Source organism: Rufibacter latericius (assembly GCF_003721515.1).
GTDB lineage: Bacteria > Bacteroidota > Bacteroidia > Cytophagales > Hymenobacteraceae > Nibribacter > Nibribacter latericius.
Genome location: NZ_RJJD01000001.1, coordinates 189,364 through 207,443, shown reverse-complemented (window position 1 = coordinate 207,443; position 18,080 = coordinate 189,364). Strand labels below are relative to the sequence as shown.

Here is an 18,080-nt window from a genome sequence, read left to right as displayed (position 1 = left end):
GCTTCCCCAAAAGCCTGCCGGAGAACTTCCGCCAGGCTTTTTTTATGCCGATATATTTCCTTACTTACTCCTTAGTAAACTTTCGTTTCAAGGCCCTTTTGGTAAAATCACCCTCAAAACAAATGACTACTCGCCTCCCTTTCCCTCTGTTGTTGCTCTTGCTGCTCTGGCAGTTCACCGGTTGCAAACCCTCTGGTACACCCGTTTCCTCGGTTCCCCAAGAAAAAGGAGCCACCGGCGAAAAGGGCATGGTGGTCAGTGCTCACCCAGAGGCCTCCCGGATTGGATTGGAGATTCTGCGTAAGGGCGGAAATGCTTATGACGCAGCCGTGGCCACCGGATTTGCTTTGGCCGTAGCCTTTCCGGTAGCCGGAAACATTGGCGGCGGCGGTTTCCTGGTCTACCGCAAGCAAGATGGCGAAGTAGGAGCCCTCGATTATCGCGAAAAAGCTCCTAAAGCTGCTTCCCGTGACATGTACTTAGACGCTCAAGGCAACGTGATAGCCGATGCCAGTACGCTGGGGCATTTGGCCGTAGGGGTACCCGGCGCGGTAGACGGAATGGTAGCCATTCATCAAAAGCTGGGCAGTCTTCGGTGGGCGCAGGTCATACAACCCGCCATTGATCTGGCTCGCAAAGGCGTGGTGCTGACTGAGCGCGAAGCCAGCATGCTGAACGGCGCGAAAGAGAGTTTCCTCAAAGCAAATAAGTTTATCCCGAATGTGGTAAGAGACACACCCTGGCAGAAGGGAGACGTGTTGCCCATGCCTGAATTAGCCCGAACCCTGGAGCGTATTCGGGACAAAGGACGGGTAGGCTTCTACGAAGGCGAAACCGCCGACCTGCTGGTAAAGGAAATGAAACGGGGAGGCGGCATTATCTCGCACCAAGACCTGAAAGAGTACCAGTCAGTGTGGCGCCCTGTGGTGACCGGGACGTACCGCGGCTACAAAGTCATTTCCATGCCTCCGCCCTCCAGCGGGGGAATCGCGCTGCTGCAGTTACTGCAGATGGTGGAACCATTTGATTTAGGCAAATGGGGGTGGCAACAGGCGAATACCGTGCATGTGATGACTGAGGCCCAGCGCCGCGTCTACGCCGACCGAGCCACCTATCTTGGAGACCCCGATTTCGTTCAGGTGCCTATGGCCTCCCTGCTGAACCCGGCCTACCTGAAGAACCGCATGGTTACCTTTGACATGGGAAAGGCAACACCGTCAACGCAGGTAGGGGCGGGCCAGTTGGTAGCCAAAGAAAGTGACCAGACTACCCATTATTCCATTGTTGACCAATGGGGGAACGCAGCCTCTATTACTACCACCCTTAACGGAGGGTACGGCTCTAAAGTAGTGGTAGAAGGAGCGGGATTCATCCTCAACAACGAGATGGATGATTTCAGCGCCAAGCCCGGCGTGCCCAATATGTTCGGGTTGATTGGGGGAGAAGCCAATGCCATTGCTCCTGGTAAACGCATGCTGAGCTCTATGACGCCTACCATCCTGGAGAAAGACGGAAAACTGTTCATGGTGGTGGGCACTCCCGGCGGATCTACTATTATCACTTCGGTATTTCAAGCTATTTTGAATGTGGTAGATCACGGGATGAGCATGCAACAGGCAGTAGCGGCGCCACGCTTCCACCACCAATGGCTCCCCGACAGAATTGAGCCTGAACCAGCGGCAATTTCATCTCAAGTAAGGGAAAGCCTGCAAAAGAAAGGCCATACCCTGCAGAACCGATCCAACTATGGTGCGGTAGACGGCATCCTGAAAGGCAAAGACGGGAAATGGGAAGGTGGAGCCGATCCTCGCGGAGATGATACTGCCCTTGGATACTAAACCTTAATCATACTCAAAGGATATATTCCTGAGCCTTTAATCTGTTGTTTTGGAAGGCCGCTAACTGCTTTTTGCCTCATTTCTCTGAATTGGCCTTAAAACGAAAACCCCTCTTCTGTCTAGCAAAAGAGGGGTTTTCGTTTTAAGGCCGTTTTATGTAAAATAATCCTATTTCAGGTTAGTTAGCTTAGGGGAGAGTGGCTTTGTTGTTGTCTACTTAGAACGATCTGTATTCTGGAAAGGAGTAGGAATTATTAAAAATTTTCTGAAAAAAATTTGCTTAGAAAATAGGTAAAGGGCTGATTAGGTGCACTTTTTAGCTTTATATTTGTAAAAATGAATATAGAGGGTTACAATTTTATGAACTTTAATTTGAGACAAAAAGTTGTTTCAGCATCTATTGCAAATACATCCATCTGAAATTTTATTGCCTACTGCTACTTTTAATACAATTAAATTAAATTTTCCCTTTGTTAATGAATCTGAAGCAAATCATTGCTTTCAGCTTGCTACTGCTGGCTGCAAGTGTTACTCAGGCCCAGGTTACTCCGCAACGGATGGTGATCCCGCGGCTTTACCAACAGAATTATTTTTACCTGAACCCGGCCTTTGCAGGCGCTGAGGGAAGAAGAGAGTTTGGCGTAAACGGACACCTGAATTCCTTCAACAGCAAAGCGTCTTCGGCTCCTTTGTCGGTGATTGCCCATTACCAAGGGTACATTAGTGCGGAAAACCCTAACGGAATCGGGGTGGTGGGTTCTTATGATCAGTTCGGCCCGTATTGGTTAGGCAAAATTGGCTTCTCCTATGCTAAGCGCTTCCGGTTGGGTGAGCAAAGCAGCCTCTCTTTTGGGGCGCAGCTAGCCGCAGAATACCTTAACGTAGACCTAGCGGAGAAAACCCGTACCGAGGAAAAGAAAATGGTGGGCCATGACAACGACCTCCGCCCGGATGTAGATGCGGGTGTTTGGTTGAAGATACGGAACTTCTATGCCGGTGGTATCTTCGCCAGCCTGCTGAAACCAACCTATAACCTGGTAGGTGATGCTGAGCACGAAGGCATTCAGGAACTGCTGGTGACCGCTGGTTATAAAGTGGCTTTCGCACCCGAGTTCAGTTTAACTCCTTCGTTCCTGATGAGCCAACCCCTGAAAGACGGAAAACAAGAATACCAGTTCGGGACGATGGCCAATATCAAATTTGTGACGGCCGGAGTAAACTACCGTGGGCAGTTTGACAAAACCGCTCCCTGGAACGTGAGTGCCGGCGTGAACATTAAAGACAACGTGCAACTTATCACTTCCTTTGACCTCACCAAAGAAACCAAAGACGTAGCCAAGCCAGATCCACAGGTGGAAGCTAACCTTAGAATCAGGTTCTAAGATACTTTAAAGAGCAAAAAGAAAGGGCTTGCCGCATGGTAAGCCCTTTCTTTTTGCTCTTACTTTGAGGAGGGTTTTCACCCTACAACTCTTTTAGAATACTGGGAGTAGAAGGAGGAAAACTGTTTCATCTGTATGGACCTTTCCTATATCCTGAACGAACTTGGCGAAGACCGGGCGGCGTATTTCAATGCCGTAGCGCCTCCCATTATCCAGACCAGCAACTTCGCGTGCAGAACCATTGACGAGATGCGGTACATGCTGCAGCATGAGTTTGAGGTTGACTTTTATACCCGCGGCAACAACCCTACGGTAGACATCCTGGAAAAGAAGATTGCCGCCCTGGAAGGGACCGAGCACGCCATAGCTTTTGGGAGCGGCATTGCAGCGGTTTCGGCGGCGGTGCTGTCACAGGTGAAGGCGGGTGATCATGTGGTCTGCATCAGGAAACCCTATACCTGGACCAATAAACTCATGCGCCATTTCCTGCCCCGGTTTGGGGTGGAGGTGACCATGGTAGACGGTTCAGATGTCCGAAACTTCGCCCAAGCCACCAAAGAGAACACAGTTTTATATTACCTGGAAAGTCCCAACTCCTTTACATTTGAATTGCAGGACATCGGCCAGATTGCGGCCCTTGCCAAGGAAAGAAACATCTGTACCGTGATTGACAACAGCTTTGCTTCACCCTTGTTCCAGAACCCGGCGGCTATGGGCGTTGATCTGGTGGTGCATTCGGCTACCAAATACATAGGTGGCCATAGCGATGTGATGGGTGGGGTAGTCTGCGGATCAAGGGAGCGCATCAACCAAATCTTCGAGACGGAGTTTATGACTTTGGGCGCGGTGTTGTCGCCGCACGATGCCTGGCTGCTGCTAAGAGGCCTCCGCACGTTGCCCGTGCGCATGGAACGCATTGCGAAGACCACGCGGCAGGTGGTGGCGTACCTGCAGCAAAGAGATGAAGTGGCGGAAATCCTCTGGCCTTTCCTGCCCGAACATCCGCAATATTACCTGGCCAAAAAGCAGATGCGCAACAATACCGGGCAATTCACCATCCGGTTGAACACGGAGCATATTAGAGAGGTTGACCGGTTCTGTGACAGCCTGCAGCACTTCCTGATGGCTGCTTCCTGGGGCGGGCATGAGTCGCTGATTTTTCCTGCGGCAGCCACTTACAAGGAAGGGAATTACCGATCTTCGCTGCCTTTTACCCTCATCAGGTTTTACATCGGGCTGGAAGACCCAGAGTACCTGATCAAAGACCTGGAGCAGGCCTTCGGTAAAATGAAGGGTTAAGCGGCAATTGTTTTCAAGCCAGTAATGGCTTCCTGTTTTAGGCCCGGTTTCAGAAAACCAAGCGGGAAATAGCTTGTCTCGAACTGAGGGATCTGTATCGCTGAAGAGGTTTCTTCTAGGGTTTGGACTAGCTCTGGGAGAGGAAAGGGTTTATTCGTTTCAGGGCTGTTTTTCAGGAAAAGGCAATAAAAAAGGCCGTCACTTGAGCAACGGCCTTTTTTAGAAGGTTAAGAAATATTATAATCCATCTTTCAGGATAGAAACGGCTTCCTGAATGTAGAGGTCTTTCTTGGCATTTCTGGTGAATGCCTGGAACCGTGCCGAGGCGGCGGTGTCACCGTTCAGTTTGCTTAGGTCGGCTTTCAGGCCGGCCACGTCAAGTTGCGGTATGTTCTTGCGCAGGCTATCCAGTTTTTTAGATTCTTCCTGAGTCCGGCGTTCTTCGGCTAAGTAGGTGCTCAGCTTCAGCGAACGGGTAGACAACTCGGTTCTGTCTTTCAGGCGCATGGCGCTCTGGTTGATCAAGGAGAACGTTGGGCTGGCAGCAATTCTGGTTTTTGCAGAAGCCTTCAGCTTGTCAATTGAGAAGTTAGGGCTGCTCCAGGTGTTGAATTTCGCTGACTGGATCTCATCGAACGGCAGGGCGTATTCCTGCTCTTTTTCCCCGTATTTCAGGTAAGTATAGGTATCGGGTAGCACAATGTCTGGCGTTACGCCGCGCAACTGCACGGTTTTACCGCTGATACGATAGTACTTCTGGGTAGTCAGTTTCAGGTGACCAAGAGGTTTCACGGCATCGAAGGAAGCTGGTAAAACTTGGTCCAGATCGAAAAACTGCTGTACGGTGCCTTTGCCGTAGGTAGAGCTACCCACGATCACGCCGCGCTTGTAGTCCTGGATGGCCGCCGCCATGATCTCAGATGCCGAGGCGCTGTTCTCATTTACCAGCACCACCAACGGACCGCCAAACTGAATCTGCGGGTCTCTGTCTTCCAGTACAGCCGCCGGGCCGTTCGCTGATTTCACCTGTACCACCGGACCAGACTTGATGAACAAGCCCACCATGTCTACCACGTCCTGCAAAGAGCCACCGCCGTTGTTTCTAAGGTCAAGGATGATGCCTTGGGCGTTTTCCTGCTTCAGTTTCTGGATCTCGGCTGCCACGTCTTTGCCGCTGTTACGGCCACCGGCGTTTTTGAAGTCAGCGTAGAAGGCAGGTAAGTGGATGTACCCAATTGGTTTCTGCCCTTTGATAAGCAGAGATTTGGCGTAGCCTTCTTCCCGCACCACCACGTCACGGATGATGGAAACCACTTTCATGGTTCCGTCTACCTTTTTCACCGTCAAGCGAACCTCAGTACCTTTTTTACCTCTAATGAGGGTAACGGCCTTGTCTATGCGCATGCCCTGGATGTCAACAGGTTGCTGGTCGCCTTGGGCAACTTTCAGGATCACGTCACCGGGTTTCAACTCACCTTGCAGGTAAGAAGGGCTTCCGGGGGTAATTTCCGAAACTTTGATCAAACCGTCTTTTTCCTGCAGCAGGGCACCAATTCCTTCCAAGCGGCCGGAGAACTCATAGTCAAAGTCCTCTTTCTCTTTGGGTGCATAGTACTCGGTGTGCGGGTCGTAGATGTTGGCAAACGAGTTCAGGTAAGAAGAACGGTAATCCTCGTTCTCCAACTGCTCCATCCGTTTGAACAGGTCATCATAGTTGTCCTTCAGTTTTTTACGGGCATCGGCCTCAATTTCAGGCATGGTTTTCTTGGGCTCCTTGGAACCCGCTGAGTCGGCTTTCTGCTGGCTGTCCAGGGCATCGGCCACCCTGATCAGGGCCTGGTACTTGAGGTACTTGCGCCATTCTTCTTTCAAAGCGGCCGGCGAGGTAGCGAACTTCAGTTTCTCTGGTTTTACCTCAATGGTTTCCTCTTTGTCAAAGGTGAACGGCTTGTCCAGAATCTCTTTGTAATAGGATTCAGCCTCTTTCAACCTTTTCTGGAAAATGCCCATGGAAAGGTCAAAGAACTTAAAGGAGCCGTTCTTGAACTCGTCGTCAAGTTGGGTCTGGTAGGTAGCCAGTTGGTCTACGTCTGACTGCAGCAAGAACTTCTTGTTGTAGTCAAGGCGCTCCAGATACAGGTTAAAGGCCTTTTTAGAAAAATTATCATCTAAGCGCTCAGGTTTGTAGTGGGCCGAACTCAAACCCTGCATGAGCACCTTGGTCAATACTTCGTTTTTCTGGTCACGTGCTGCGCCATCTGGCTCCAGAAGTCTATAGGAGGCAATGCCAAACACCACAGAGGCGGCAGTCCCGTACGCAACCAGCTTGGTTTTTAATGAAAACATATAGATTCCCTAGAAATGTCTGTTAATGTATATACAAAAGTAGTGCCTGTTTTGCGGTGCATTACCCTACGTTAAACGTAGTCAAGCACCAGAAAGGTGTGCACCTGAAAAGATTATTTGCTAAAGAAATGCAAGTAAGCAGAACAGGGCAGTACTTGTTCTTTTTGATCCTCTTTTTTTTAACAATCCTGTTCTGGGTTTTGTTTCTTCCTGATACTCAAAAGAAAAAAGAATAGCCAGTTTTCTATATACGAGATTTAGACTGGTGTGTATGTGGAATCTGGAAGGGGAGTGCATCATGGGGGAAATGACACCCTTCCTTCCACCAAACAAACAATCCCATGGAACCAAACACCACCTACGCCGCCACCCTTGATGACATGATCTTTGAAGGCCGCAACAAAGCCTATGGCGCCTATGTCTTACGCAAACTGTACCACCACCACTTAAATCAGGCTGCCCTTTATGCTATTGCCTTGTTTATAATCGGGTTCTCGCTGCCTACGCTAGCAAACAGGTTTTTGGAGGAAACCGGAATCCCTGCCATAAAACCGAAGAAAGAGGAGGGAAGGTGGGTAAACATCGATTTTCCGAAAGTTGATGAAATCAAGGCGGAAAAAGGTGTGGAGCCCGCTGCCCCGAAAGCCTCGGGCCCAACTGTGAAAAACGTGACTCCTAAAGTAGTAGAGGAAACCAAACCGGTAACCGACGAAATTCCCACGCAAGAGCAACTGAAAACAGCCAATTCGGGGCTGGTGGCTTCTGAAGGAAACGGGGAAGAAAACCTGAACAATCCTGAACCTGGCGGAGGATCTGGTACAGGTTCAGGTGCCGGAACCGGAGAAGCGCCGGTTTCTGCTACAACAGAGCCTTTCCTGAGCGTGGAAAACATGCCCCAATTTGAGGGTGGCCTTTCTAAACTGATGGAGTTTGTAGGCAAGAATATCAAATACCCGAGGGCGGCTCAGGCCAATGGCATTGAAGGTACCGTGATAGTGAGTTTTGTGGTAGCCGCCACGGGTGACCTCACCGAAATCCAGGTGCTGAAAGGCCTGGGCTATGGCACAGAGGAAGAGGCGATGAGGGTCTTGAAGAAAGTGCCGCGCTGGAAACCCGGCAGCCAAAACGGCCGAAACGTTCCTGTACGTATGACCTTGCCCATCCGGCTAGAATTGAAATAGCTTTAGAATTACAAGTAAATTGCCCCTTGCTTTGCGAGAAAAGGTAGTGCTGTTTTTGGAGTTATTTCCTTAAAATAACCCTTAAATAGAACGACAAATAGAATTAAGAACGGCGAAATAAGGAACAATAAAAAACGCCTCGGTTCACAAAGAACCGAGGCGTTTCTATATAAAAGTATTTCTACTGATTAACGGTAAATATGCTCACCGCGGTTAGTCCGCCAGTCATTTTCAAAATAAGCGGCATCTTCAGCGTTTCTTGGCGTTACGCCCATCACAATGTTACCTTCTTTGATACCAGACTCATACACCTTGGCGCGTTCCTCAGGAATACCGGAACCTACCAGTGCACCCAGCAAACCACCTGTCAGACCACCGGCACCTGCACCGGCCAGACCAGCTGCCAACGGACCAGCAATTACCAAGCCCAAACCTGGCAACGCAATAGAAGTACCAATAGCAGCAATTGCGCCTACAATAGCACCCAAAGTACCGCCAATGGCAGAACCAGCTCCGGCTCCTTCAAGGGCTTTGCTTCCTAATTCAGTATTATTGTTATCGCTGTCTGAGAAGTGACGCTTGCGGGCATCATCGCTCATGATCACGTTAATATCGTCTCTGCTGTAGCCGCGGCTATGTAAAGAATTATAGGCACGTTCAGCGCTATCTCTGTCTCTGAACATACCCGTCAACATACCAGAATTGTGAGTGTTACCAGTGCGATTTTCCATAGTCTTTTGCTTAATATTTAGTAGATGTAACATAGTGGTAATTACTAGGCCAGTCGCAAAACTGGCAACTGGCAATTAGATTATGCTTAACGCAAACCCTACGTATAAGTTACATCTGCCGGGCTCCCTGGAAACAGAAACGCCCGTACGGAGCACGGGCGTTTTAGGCATTATTTAGGAAAATGAGCCTTTAAATAGAGGCTTTATTAGGTTAGTTATACACCTTTACCATGTACACAAAATCCTGCAGTTTCTTAAGCTGCTGCGGACGTGGGTTGCCGGCCAGGTTGTTTACTTTAGGCAAAGAAATAGGCTTGGGTAGCCGGTGTTCGGGTAGTTGGTCCAGCAGGGTTAACAGGTAGGCAGATTTCACCGCGAAGGCTGCTCCATCCACTCCCAGCATCTTGCCGCTGATCACGCCAATCATGTTTCCGCGGTCATCAAGGAGAGGGCCGCCACTGTTGCCCGGGTTCAACGGGATGGAGATCTGGTAAGAGGCGGTATCGCCGTACACGCCGGAGCGGGAACTCAGGGTACCTTCCCCGAATACCACGTCTTCTCTCGGGAAACCCAGGGTGAACACGCGCTCGCCTAGTTCGCTTTCTTTCTGTTTGAAGGAGTAAGGCAGTTTCCCGAAGCCAGTGAAGGCCGTATCGGTTACCCTTAACAAAGCCAGGTCACGTACCTGGTCTGAGTAGATTTCCTCCACCTTGTACTTGGTGCCTTTTTTGTTCTCGATCATGAGCGAATCGGCGCCCTCAATCACGTGGTAGCTGGTAACGAAATATCCGTCTGAGGTAAGTACGAAACCAGTGCCTGAGAACTGCCCTGGGTTCAAAGGGGTAGTTTTAGGAGTTACTGGATTCGTGTTCAGGAGGGCGTTTTGCTTGCGTTTAAGGGCATCTACCTCGCGGCGAAGCTCTACGTAACGGGCGGTCTGCTGCTTGGTAGCCGAACGCCACATCTCCATGCCCAATAGACTGCTGAATACCGTGACAATGGCCACCGTTGCGGCCACACCCATGGTAGCGGCATAGCGGCGCATAAAAATCTGCATGGGGGTACGCCGACGCAGTACCGGTACCGCTGCCGGAGCAGCCTTTTCGGTTTCCTGTTGCCAAGCCTGGTGGTGCTGGTTCAGGCGGTCGCGGAGGGCCTGTTGACGGCCATGGTTCTGTAAGGCGCCTATGAACACTTTCACCTCCTGCACCCGCTGGGCAAACACCGGGTCAGACGCCATGCGCTCCTGCAGCGCGCGCCGCTCAGTAGAAGTCACCTGGTGCTGGTGGTAGCGTTCAATTAATTCTAATAATTCCCTTTCACTCATATATAGCTGCGCATCCTTTTGGCGGATGTCTGTTTTTGCGAATTCCCCTCTTCTACAAAGGAACCTGATAGTCTAAGAAGAACAGCTTCTTGAGGCGCATCAGGCACTTGTACTTCTGGTTCTTGGCCGAGTCTACGTTGGTGTAGCCAAACTTCTCGGTGATCTCGGGCATGCCCATGCTTCTGAGGTAAAAATCCTCCAGCAGGGTTTTGCAGGGCTCGCCCAGTTGGGCCAGGGCGTTACCCATGGCTTCGAACTTGAGTTCGTTCTGCTCGGCTTGTTCGGCATCGCCGTCAGCCTGGGGCGCCAACTCAGCCTCGGTGTCTTCAATCATGCCATGGCTGAACCGGCTGCTTCTGGACAGCCTTTTAAGCCACAACCGACGGCAGATGGAGTACAGGTAGGTTTTGATCTGGCAATTTAGTTCCAGTTGGCTTGCTTTTATCTTCTCGTAGAAGACAATCACCGCTTCCTGAAAAATGTCCTTGGCATCATCCTCGGTCCCGTTGTTGCTCTGTACAAAGAACAACACCATAGGAAAGTGGAGTTTGTATAACCTACCCAGTGCCGTATCATCGTCTTGAAGAATCCCTTCTATTATGGCCGCATCGGTCACTAGCGCCTTTTGAATCATGCTTGTCAATTAATACAGTTTCAGTCATTTAGTAACCCACAGAAAAAAAATAAAATTTTTTTGAAAAAGGTGGGTTACCTCCGGGGGGGTAGTGGTATAAAGGTTGAATTTAACGCTAAAACCCTTTAAAAAAAATCACCATGAAAAAGGTATTTTCTCTTGCCCTAGTTGCTGGTATGTTCGTTTTCGCTTCTTGCGAGTCTAAGTCTGCTGAAGGAACTGAAGGTGCTGCTGGCACTGAAGCAACTTCTACTGATGCTACTGCTACTGAAGGTGACACTGCTACTACAGCTACCACTGACACTACTACCACCACTACTGGTGCTGACACTACTACCACTACTGGTACAACTACAGCTCAGTAATTAGTGGTGTGCGTAAGCACACCTCCTGATTAGGACAAGATAAGAGCGTCTCTTACGGTTTGCGTGAGAGACGCTCTTTCTTTTTAGAACGAATTGGAAAAGGCGTTTTGGGCTTGTTTCTTCTGAAACAGCTCCAAAACGCCTTTTTAGATTTTTAGCTGCGTTTGCGGCGCTCCAGTTCTTTCTTCACCAGGGAGAACTCGCGGCTGCTTTGGCCGGCAATGGCGGTGTTCTCGTCGGCGCGGCGCAGCAGGTAGGGCATTACGGCTTCTACCGGACCGTAAGGCACGTATTTGGCCACGTTGTACCCGGCATGGGCCAGGTTGTAGGAAAGGTTATCGCTCATACCCAGTAATTGCGCGAAGTAGATGCGCTCATCAGAAGGCTGGATGTTGAACTCGTCCATGAGTTCCATTAGGAAATAGCAGCTTTGCTCGTTGTGCGTGCCCGCACAGATAGCAATGCGGTCTACGTGCTCCAGGCAGTACCGCAATGACTCGTCATATAGGGCATCCGTGGCTTCTTTGGTAGGGTTGATAGGGTTGTTGATGCCCCGTTGCTGGGCAATGCGGCCTTCTTTCTCCATGTAAGCACCGCGCACCAGCTTGCCGCCCAGGTAAAAGCCCAGTTTCCGCGCCCGCTCAAAATCACGCTTGATCACATCCAGCCGGTCATGGCGATATAACTGATAGGTGTTGTAGACGATGGGGCGCTCCTGGTTATAGAGTTCCATCATCTCCAGGCACAGATTGTCAATGGTTTCCTGCATCCAGCTTTCCTCGGCATCAATGAAGACGCGCACGCCGCGCTCAAACGCCCGCTGGCAGATGGCTTTCACCCGGGCCCGTACCCGCCCGAAGGCTGCTTTCTCGTGCTGAGTTAATTCCTGGGTAGACTGAGCTTTGGTGAGTAGGGCAGAATCGGCGAGGCCGGTGACCTTGAACACGCTGAACGGAATGTGGTTGGAGGTGGCCGCCATTTCAATGGTTGCAATAATTTCCTGCACCGTGTGGTCAAAGCTGGCCTCGTTGCTTTCGCCTTCCACCGAGTAATCCAAAATTGTACCGATGTCCGATCTGCCCAGTTTCTCAATGGTGGGTTTGCATTCCTGGATGGTCTCGCCGCCGCAGAACTGCTCAAAAATGCTTTTCTTGATGAGGAACTTCACCGGCAGGTTCCAGCTAAGTGCCTTTTTCATAAGCCCGCCGCCCATCTTCACCATGGAGTTGTTGTTCATGGCCGCAAACAGGAGGTAGGTTTTGTAGAGCTCAGCGTCAGATTTATCAGCGAACGCAATGGCGGTATCTTCAAAAGAAACTTTTAGTGCAGGAGTCATAGATTAAGTGCTACATTTAAGCTGTACAAAGATAACGTAAAAACGGTTGTTAGTTGTTTTTTGGGTGATTTGCGAAAACCACCCCCAAAACGCTACCTGCTACGAGATCAATTGGCCATGGAACGGAAAAAAGAAAGGAATTATTTTCACCAGCTGAGTAAGCTGCACCGCCGGCCTTTGGTAATTGCCGGACCCTGCAGCGCCGAAACCCGGGAACAGGTCGTGGATACGGCCCGTCAACTTCGCGCACAACACGTGGATATTTTCAGGGCGGGCGTCTGGAAGCCCCGTTCCAAGCCCGGCACCTTTGAAGGAGTGGGCACCGAGGGCATGAAATGGCTGCACGAGGTGCGGCAGGAATTCGGGATGCCGGTGGCTACCGAGGTGGCCCGACCACACCACATTGAAATCGCCCTCAAGCACAACATTGACGTGCTTTGGATTGGCGCCCGCACCACTGTCAACCCCTTTGACGTGCAGGAACTGGCCGAGGCCCTCCGCGGAACCCATGTGCCCATTATGGTCAAAAACCCCGTGAACCCAGATCTTTCCCTTTGGGCCGGAGCCATTGAGCGGCTATGGGCGGTAGGCGTGCAGGATGTGGCGGCCATTCACCGGGGATTCTCGTCTTATGAAGTCAGCAAATACCGCAACGTGCCGCTCTGGCAAATCCCCATCCAGCTGAAGGGAATGTACCCTTGGCTGCCTGTGGTGGTGGATCCCAGCCACATCGGCGGCAAGCAGGAGTTGGTTCTACCCATTTCCCAGACTGGCCTGGATCTGAACTTCGATGGGGTGATGATAGAGACGCATCTTGACCCGGCCCAGGCCCTTTCCGATGCCGATCAGCAGATCACGCCCTCGGCTCTGGCCGAGGTGCTGGCCAAACTGCAGGTGCGCAGCCTCCCCGATGCCGCTTTCATCAGCCGAACCGAGGAACTCCGCCAGAAGATAGACCGCGCCGACCGCGAGATCATTGAGTCTTTGGCCCGCCGCATGCGCCTGGTAGAGCAGATTGGGGAAGACAAAAAGCAGAACAACATTGCCGTGCTGCAGCCCGAGCGTTGGAAAAGCATCTTTGAGAGCCGCAAGGAGTGGGCCCGGCAGATGCAGGTCAACCCAGAATTTGCAGCTGAGCTTTATGAGCTGATTCATCTGGAATCCATTAGAGTGCAGACCGAGATCGTAGAGAAAGCCGAAGAGAAAAAAGAGAATTGGTAATCGGTTTTCCCAATGGAATGCTAGCAGAAACTTCCAGACAATTCTCCCGGCCCTAAAGTCCAATATGAATTCAATGGCAGTACCTTGCAGACCAAGGGCATTTTCCGGGAGTTTTATTTTGATCCTCCGCAGACATTCCCTTTTTTAGGGGATTATCCCGTTTAGCGGCTCTTTTGAGGAAGACAGCCGCTAAACGCTTAAAACAGAAACACAGTGACCGAAGAGATTTTCATAGGCAAGGAAGCGGTTAGCCAGCTCCAGGAACTGTTGCAGAACCGGGCCTTCAAAAAGACGGTGGTACTGGTAGACGAGAACACGCACCGGCACTGCTATCCGCTTCTAAAGCCTTCTTTACCTGATGGCCACCATGTGGTGCAGATTAAAAGCGGCGAGGAAAATAAGAACCTGGCCACCTGCGAGCACGTGTGGCGCGAACTCACCGAGCAGAACCTGGACCGCTGGAGCCTGCTCGTGAATCTGGGCGGGGGCGTGCTCACCGACCTGGGCGGCTTCTGCGCGAGCCTCTACAAACGAGGCATCCGGTTCGTGAACGTGCCTACTACGCTCCTGGCTCAGGTAGACGCCAGCGTGGGTGGCAAAACCGGCATTGATTTTATGGGTTTCAAGAACCACATAGGCGTTTTTCAGGAGCCGTTGGCGGTTTTAGTAAACCCTGAGTTTCTGCAAACCCTGGACGTACGGCAAATGAAATCGGGTTACGCCGAGATCATCAAGCACTGGCTCATCATGGATGCCGATAAGTTCTTTGAGCAGCGCTACATCGGTATGTTTACCGAAGACTGGAACGATCTCATCCAGCATTCCATCGATATCAAATCACGGGTAGTCACCGCTGATCCGCTGGAGAACGGCCTACGCAAGATTCTCAACTTCGGGCATACCATCGGCCACGCCGTGGAGAGTTTTTACCTGGAGAAACCAGGCCAGACCCTGTTGCACGGCGAAGCTATTGTCGTGGGCATGTTGTGCGAGGCCTGGCTCTCGGTACAGAAAGGGCTTTTGGCGCAGGAGGAACTGGAGCAGATAGAGACGTTTCTGCTCTCCATTTACGAGAAGGTGAACCTGCCCCAGTCAGATGTGTCTGCCATTAGCGAACTGTGCCTGCACGATAAAAAGAATGACGGCGCCACCATCAACTGCACCCTTTTGCAGAAGATCGGCGAGGCTGTTTATGATAAACCTATCACCCTGCAAGAGGTACAGAGTGCCTTGCGCTACTACCAATTACTATGATTTCAGCTGCTGCCGTGCGCGTATCGCACCCCACGGGCGTGTTGCGCGGACGCGTGACCTTGCCGGCCTCCAAAAGCGAGGCCAACCGTGCCCTCATCATCCGGGCCTTGTCGGGGAAAGACTTTCCTATCCATAACTTGTCAGATGCCAACGATACCCAACTCCTGAACCGCCTGCTGTCCACGCCTGCGGGTGCAGAGGTTAGCGCCGAGGATGCCGGAACCGTGATGCGTTTTTTAACCGCCTATTACGCGGCCACCGGCCAGAAACTAACGTTGACCGGAACACCGCGCATGTGCCAGCGACCTATTGGGGTGTTGGTTGACGCGCTTCGGCAACTGGGAGCGCAGATTAAGTACCTGGGCGAGGAAGGCTACCCGCCGCTGCAGATGAACGGGTTTGAGTTTTCCGGCACTAATCGGTTATCCATTCGGTCTGATATCAGCAGCCAATATATTTCGGCGCTGCTCATGATCGCACCGCTTTTGCCGGAAGGGTTGGAACTTACCCTAGAAGGGAAAATCAGTTCAGAGCCTTACATCAGGATGACCTTGGCACAGATGGCCCACTTCGGCGTGCAGGCCACCTTTGAAGGCCAGAAAATCTCCGTAGCCAAGCAAAAATACCAAGCCAAAGAATACACGGTGGAGTCTGACTGGAGCGCGGCCAGTTACTGGTACAGCATCGCGGCGCTGTCCAAAGAGGCCGATTTGTTCTTGCCTGCACTCCGCGAAGATTCTCTTCAGGGCGATAGCGTGCTGCCCTCCTTGATGGCCCCGTTTGGCGTACACACCACGTTTACTCCAGAAGGCGTCCAATTGACCAAGCAGCCCCTGCAAGAGCCCTTTAAACGAATTGATTTCTTCGCCTGTCCAGATCTGGCTCAAACCGTAGCAGCCTTGGCCGCCGGGCTGAAGGTAGAGGTGGAAATGACCGGCCTGGAAAGTCTCCGGATAAAGGAAACCGACCGAATTGCCGCACTGCAAGCTGAATTGGTTAAACTAGGCGCAGAACTGCGCGAAACAGAACCCGATGTTTTCAAGGTGTTTTTAGGAAACCAGCCCCAAAGCGAAGCCAGCATCCATACCTATGAAGACCACCGCATGGCCATGGCGTTTGCGCCTTTGGCTTTAACTTATCCTATAGCTATTGAGGAACCTCGCGTTGTCCGAAAATCGTATCCTCGGTACTGGGAGGAGCTTCAGAAAGCAGGTTTTATCGTGGAAGAACCTTCTTAGGCGATGATTTCTATTAAACAAAAAGCCCTTTGCCTTGGCAAAGGGCTTTTTGTTTAAAGGTGGTTTTTTCCAAATCATCCTTAAAGCGGCACTTGTTAAGAATTAACTCCTTGATATGTGTTTGTTTATACTTCAAGATTCGGCTAAAAGGAGTTTGTGAATTGTATTTTATATTTCTGAGTCAGAAGAAAGCATAGAAATTAACAACGATTATTAAAGGTTGTTTGGGAATATAAGATATTGTATTTCTAAGTAAATGATTGTAATATGAGATAATGGTGAAATATTATTGTGAACATTTACAACATGGTGCTTGTGCGGTTCGTTTAATAAACTCAGAACCTTAGGAAACACTAAAGAATACGACTATGAAAAAATTCAATGTTTTGATGCTGACTTCATCTATGCTGATGAGCGGTATGACATTGGTTTCTTGCAATAAAGTGGATAAGGAAGCTACTGCCGCAGACCATGTCAAAGTAGAGAAGTTCCTGAAGCAAGCCGCCACCAACGATAACTTTCAGTTAATGGCTGGGATGATGGCCGAAGACCAAAGTAAGAAAGGGGAAGTAAGCGCTTTAGGACAGAAAATATACCACGTGCACTCCAGAACAACTCCGGTTCTGGCAGAAATAGCCAAGAAGAAAGCCATTGAACTGCCTGCCCAGATGGGAAGCGAGAAAAAAGCTTTGGTAGATAGCCTTGAAAATAAAAAAGGAGAGGAGTTTGACCAAACTTTCGCAGATTTGGAAGTAACTGCCCACCAAGAGGCGATTGCTTTTTACGAGCAAGCCGATAAAGAAGTAGCCGACCCAGATGTGCAGCAATTCATTGACCAGATTTTACCGGTTCTGAAGGAGCACTTAGCCGCCGCGCAAGAACTGAAAGATGCGGTTGCGCAAGTAGATAAAAACGCTAAACCTTAATTTGGAATAAAGAATGAAAAGCCCTTTGCATCAACTGCGAAGGGCTTTTTTTATGCAAAAGCAAACTCCTTTGGAGTCTTTTCCTGAGATAGCTCAAGAGGTAACTTCCCGAATCAATTGGGTCAGGTAAGTAACAGAGTGCAGCAGCCTACTTCCGTACCAACTGAACAGTTCCCCGTCCACCACCTTGATGCGGGCATTTGGGCAAATTTCCTGGAACTCGGCAATGTGTTTTTCCTTGAAAGGGTAGGGCTCAGAAGAAAGCAGAATAAGCTCAGGGCTGGCTTCCTGCAGCTGTGCAGCTGTAACCTGAGGGTACCTGGCCAAGTGCCCCAGAACGTTCTTAAACCCGCAACGGGTTAGCATGTGGTCAATAAAGTTGTCGTTGCCAACAGCCATGTACGGGTTCCGCCAGATAAAATAAGCAGTAGGAACGGGCGGTTCTGCGGGCCGAAGCTCTAGGAACTGCTGTTCCAACGTGCTCACTAAAGCCCGCGCCTTTTCCTCTGTGCCGGTTAATTGACTAATGGATTGCATCATCTGAAATACATCTTCCAAAGTGTAGATGTCGCTCATCCAAACGGGGTATTTCTGCTGCAGCCGCTCAATGCCCTCCTGGTAGTTCTCCTCTTTGTTTCCAATAATCAGATCGGGTTGCAGCGCGTCAATGGCCTCAAAATGGAAGTTCTTGGTGCCGCCAATCTTAGGTATCCTTTTTACCGCTTCCTTCGGGTGAATACAGAATTTAGTGATGCCCACAATCCTATCTCCCAAACCCAGATGAAACAGCAACTCCGTTTGAGAGGGCACCAGTGACACAATCCGCTGAGGCAGTTGGGGCAAATATAAACGGCGGTTCATCTGATCCAGGAAGTGCACTTTTCTAGAATTAGGAATTAGGTTGGCCTTAAAAGTAATAGATTATAGTTTAAGGGATTGTTTTGGGAAAGGAGTCTTTTAAGCTTGTTTTCAGAAAACAGGCTTAAAAGAAGAGGGTGCTCG

The 18,080-nt window shown here is 50.4% G+C and carries 15 protein-coding genes; 9 read left to right on the top strand and 6 right to left on the bottom strand.

Features of this window, described 5'->3' with window-relative positions; genetic code table 11:
- Positions 1-122: 122 nt before the first annotated feature.
- From ggt to EFB08_RS00800, 3 genes are all read left to right on the top strand, one after another.
- The gene (gene ggt / locus EFB08_RS00810; protein ID WP_394342936.1) at positions 123-1,838 is read left to right on the top strand and encodes a gamma-glutamyltransferase; all 1,716 of its coding nucleotides are present in this window, start codon (positions 123-125) and stop codon (positions 1,836-1,838) included.
- Positions 1,839-2,314: 476 nt separating this feature from the next.
- Entirely contained in the window at positions 2,315-3,220 is a 906-nt protein-coding gene (locus tag EFB08_RS00805; RefSeq protein WP_123125014.1) for a PorP/SprF family type IX secretion system membrane protein, read from the top strand.
- A gap of 135 nt (positions 3,221-3,355) precedes the next feature.
- Positions 3,356-4,519: a trans-sulfuration enzyme family protein gene (locus EFB08_RS00800; protein WP_123125013.1), complete on the top strand. Its 1,164-nt coding sequence runs from the start codon at positions 3,356-3,358 to the stop codon at positions 4,517-4,519.
- Between the two features lie 237 nt (positions 4,520-4,756).
- On the opposite strand, the gene EFB08_RS00795 is transcribed toward EFB08_RS00800, so the two are convergent.
- Positions 4,757-6,865 (bottom strand): carboxy terminal-processing peptidase, encoded by a 2,109-nt coding sequence (locus EFB08_RS00795; protein WP_123125012.1) that lies wholly within the window; start codon positions 6,863-6,865, stop codon positions 4,757-4,759.
- Positions 6,866-7,206: 341 nt separating this feature from the next.
- Between EFB08_RS00795 and EFB08_RS00785 the strand changes: the two genes are divergently transcribed.
- Positions 7,207-8,046 carry an energy transducer TonB gene (locus EFB08_RS00785; RefSeq protein ID WP_123125010.1) on the top strand — a complete coding sequence of 280 codons (840 nt, stop codon included), beginning with the start codon at positions 7,207-7,209 and terminating at the stop codon, positions 8,044-8,046.
- A 188-nt stretch (positions 8,047-8,234) separates the two neighbouring features.
- Here EFB08_RS00785 and EFB08_RS00780 read toward each other — a convergent pair whose 3' ends face one another.
- The 3 genes from EFB08_RS00780 to EFB08_RS00770 all read right to left on the bottom strand — a co-directional run bounded on the left by EFB08_RS00780 (position 8,235) and on the right by EFB08_RS00770 (position 10,738).
- Positions 8,235-8,777, bottom strand: coding sequence for a hypothetical protein (locus tag EFB08_RS00780; RefSeq protein ID WP_123125009.1), 543 nt, complete (start codon positions 8,775-8,777; stop codon positions 8,235-8,237).
- Between the two features lie 211 nt (positions 8,778-8,988).
- The gene (locus EFB08_RS00775; protein ID WP_123125008.1) at positions 8,989-10,104 is read right to left on the bottom strand and encodes a S1 family peptidase; all 1,116 of its coding nucleotides are present in this window, start codon (positions 10,102-10,104) and stop codon (positions 8,989-8,991) included.
- 52 nt (positions 10,105-10,156) lie between these two features.
- Positions 10,157-10,738 (bottom strand): RNA polymerase sigma factor, encoded by a 582-nt coding sequence (locus tag EFB08_RS00770; protein WP_123125007.1) that lies wholly within the window; start codon positions 10,736-10,738, stop codon positions 10,157-10,159.
- A gap of 140 nt (positions 10,739-10,878) precedes the next feature.
- Here EFB08_RS00770 and EFB08_RS00765 point away from each other — a divergent pair, with 140 nt between their 5' ends.
- A complete protein-coding gene (locus EFB08_RS00765) occupies positions 10,879-11,103 on the top strand; it encodes a hypothetical protein (RefSeq protein WP_123125006.1) in 225 nt (74 codons plus the stop codon).
- A gap of 154 nt (positions 11,104-11,257) precedes the next feature.
- On the opposite strand, the gene EFB08_RS00760 is transcribed toward EFB08_RS00765, so the two are convergent.
- Positions 11,258-12,439, bottom strand: a complete 1,182-nt coding sequence (locus tag EFB08_RS00760) for a proline dehydrogenase family protein (RefSeq protein ID WP_123125005.1) — start codon at positions 12,437-12,439, stop codon at positions 11,258-11,260.
- 117 nt (positions 12,440-12,556) lie between these two features.
- Here EFB08_RS00760 and EFB08_RS00755 point away from each other — a divergent pair, with 117 nt between their 5' ends.
- From EFB08_RS00755 to EFB08_RS00740, 4 genes are all read left to right on the top strand, one after another.
- Positions 12,557-13,660, top strand: coding sequence for a bifunctional 3-deoxy-7-phosphoheptulonate synthase/chorismate mutase type II (locus tag EFB08_RS00755; protein ID WP_123125004.1), 1,104 nt, complete (start codon positions 12,557-12,559; stop codon positions 13,658-13,660).
- A gap of 213 nt (positions 13,661-13,873) precedes the next feature.
- Positions 13,874-14,914, top strand: coding sequence for a 3-dehydroquinate synthase (aroB, locus tag EFB08_RS00750; RefSeq protein WP_123125003.1), 1,041 nt, complete (start codon positions 13,874-13,876; stop codon positions 14,912-14,914).
- The gene (locus tag EFB08_RS00745) at positions 14,911-16,152 is read left to right on the top strand and encodes a 3-phosphoshikimate 1-carboxyvinyltransferase (protein ID WP_123125002.1); all 1,242 of its coding nucleotides are present in this window, start codon (positions 14,911-14,913) and stop codon (positions 16,150-16,152) included. The genes aroB and EFB08_RS00745 overlap by 4 nt, the downstream gene beginning before the upstream one ends.
- A 368-nt stretch (positions 16,153-16,520) precedes the next feature.
- Positions 16,521-17,078 carry a DUF4142 domain-containing protein gene (locus EFB08_RS00740; protein ID WP_123125001.1) on the top strand — a complete coding sequence of 186 codons (558 nt, stop codon included), beginning with the start codon at positions 16,521-16,523 and terminating at the stop codon, positions 17,076-17,078.
- A gap of 93 nt (positions 17,079-17,171) precedes the next feature.
- Here the strand turns inward: EFB08_RS00740 and EFB08_RS00735 are convergent, their stop codons facing one another.
- The gene (locus tag EFB08_RS00735) at positions 17,172-17,939 is read right to left on the bottom strand and encodes an ABC transporter substrate-binding protein (protein ID WP_123125000.1); all 768 of its coding nucleotides are present in this window, start codon (positions 17,937-17,939) and stop codon (positions 17,172-17,174) included.
- Positions 17,940-18,080: the final 141 nt, after the last annotated feature.

Excerpts from the sequence above, each read along its gene's own strand:
- ggt (WP_394342936.1), top strand. The coding sequence starts at position 123 with ATGACTACTCGCCTCCCTTTCCCTCTGTTGTTGCTCTTGCTGCTCTGG.
- EFB08_RS00805 (WP_123125014.1), top strand. The coding sequence starts at position 2,315 with ATGAATCTGAAGCAAATCATTGCTTTCAGCTTGCTACTGCTGGCTGCA.
- EFB08_RS00800 (WP_123125013.1), top strand. The coding sequence starts at position 3,356 with ATGGACCTTTCCTATATCCTGAACGAACTTGGCGAAGACCGGGCGGCG.
- EFB08_RS00795 (WP_123125012.1), bottom strand. The coding sequence starts at position 6,865 with ATGTTTTCATTAAAAACCAAGCTGGTTGCGTACGGGACTGCCGCCTCT.
- EFB08_RS00785 (WP_123125010.1), top strand. The coding sequence starts at position 7,207 with ATGGAACCAAACACCACCTACGCCGCCACCCTTGATGACATGATCTTT.
- EFB08_RS00780 (WP_123125009.1), bottom strand. The coding sequence starts at position 8,777 with ATGGAAAATCGCACTGGTAACACTCACAATTCTGGTATGTTGACGGGT.
- EFB08_RS00775 (WP_123125008.1), bottom strand. The coding sequence starts at position 10,104 with ATGAGTGAAAGGGAATTATTAGAATTAATTGAACGCTACCACCAGCAC.
- EFB08_RS00770 (WP_123125007.1), bottom strand. The coding sequence starts at position 10,738 with ATGATTCAAAAGGCGCTAGTGACCGATGCGGCCATAATAGAAGGGATT.
- EFB08_RS00765 (WP_123125006.1), top strand. The coding sequence starts at position 10,879 with ATGAAAAAGGTATTTTCTCTTGCCCTAGTTGCTGGTATGTTCGTTTTC.
- EFB08_RS00760 (WP_123125005.1), bottom strand. The coding sequence starts at position 12,439 with ATGACTCCTGCACTAAAAGTTTCTTTTGAAGATACCGCCATTGCGTTC.
- EFB08_RS00755 (WP_123125004.1), top strand. The coding sequence starts at position 12,557 with ATGGAACGGAAAAAAGAAAGGAATTATTTTCACCAGCTGAGTAAGCTG.
- EFB08_RS00745 (WP_123125002.1), top strand. The coding sequence starts at position 14,911 with ATGATTTCAGCTGCTGCCGTGCGCGTATCGCACCCCACGGGCGTGTTG.
- EFB08_RS00740 (WP_123125001.1), top strand. The coding sequence starts at position 16,521 with ATGAAAAAATTCAATGTTTTGATGCTGACTTCATCTATGCTGATGAGC.
- EFB08_RS00735 (WP_123125000.1), bottom strand. The coding sequence starts at position 17,939 with ATGAACCGCCGTTTATATTTGCCCCAACTGCCTCAGCGGATTGTGTCA.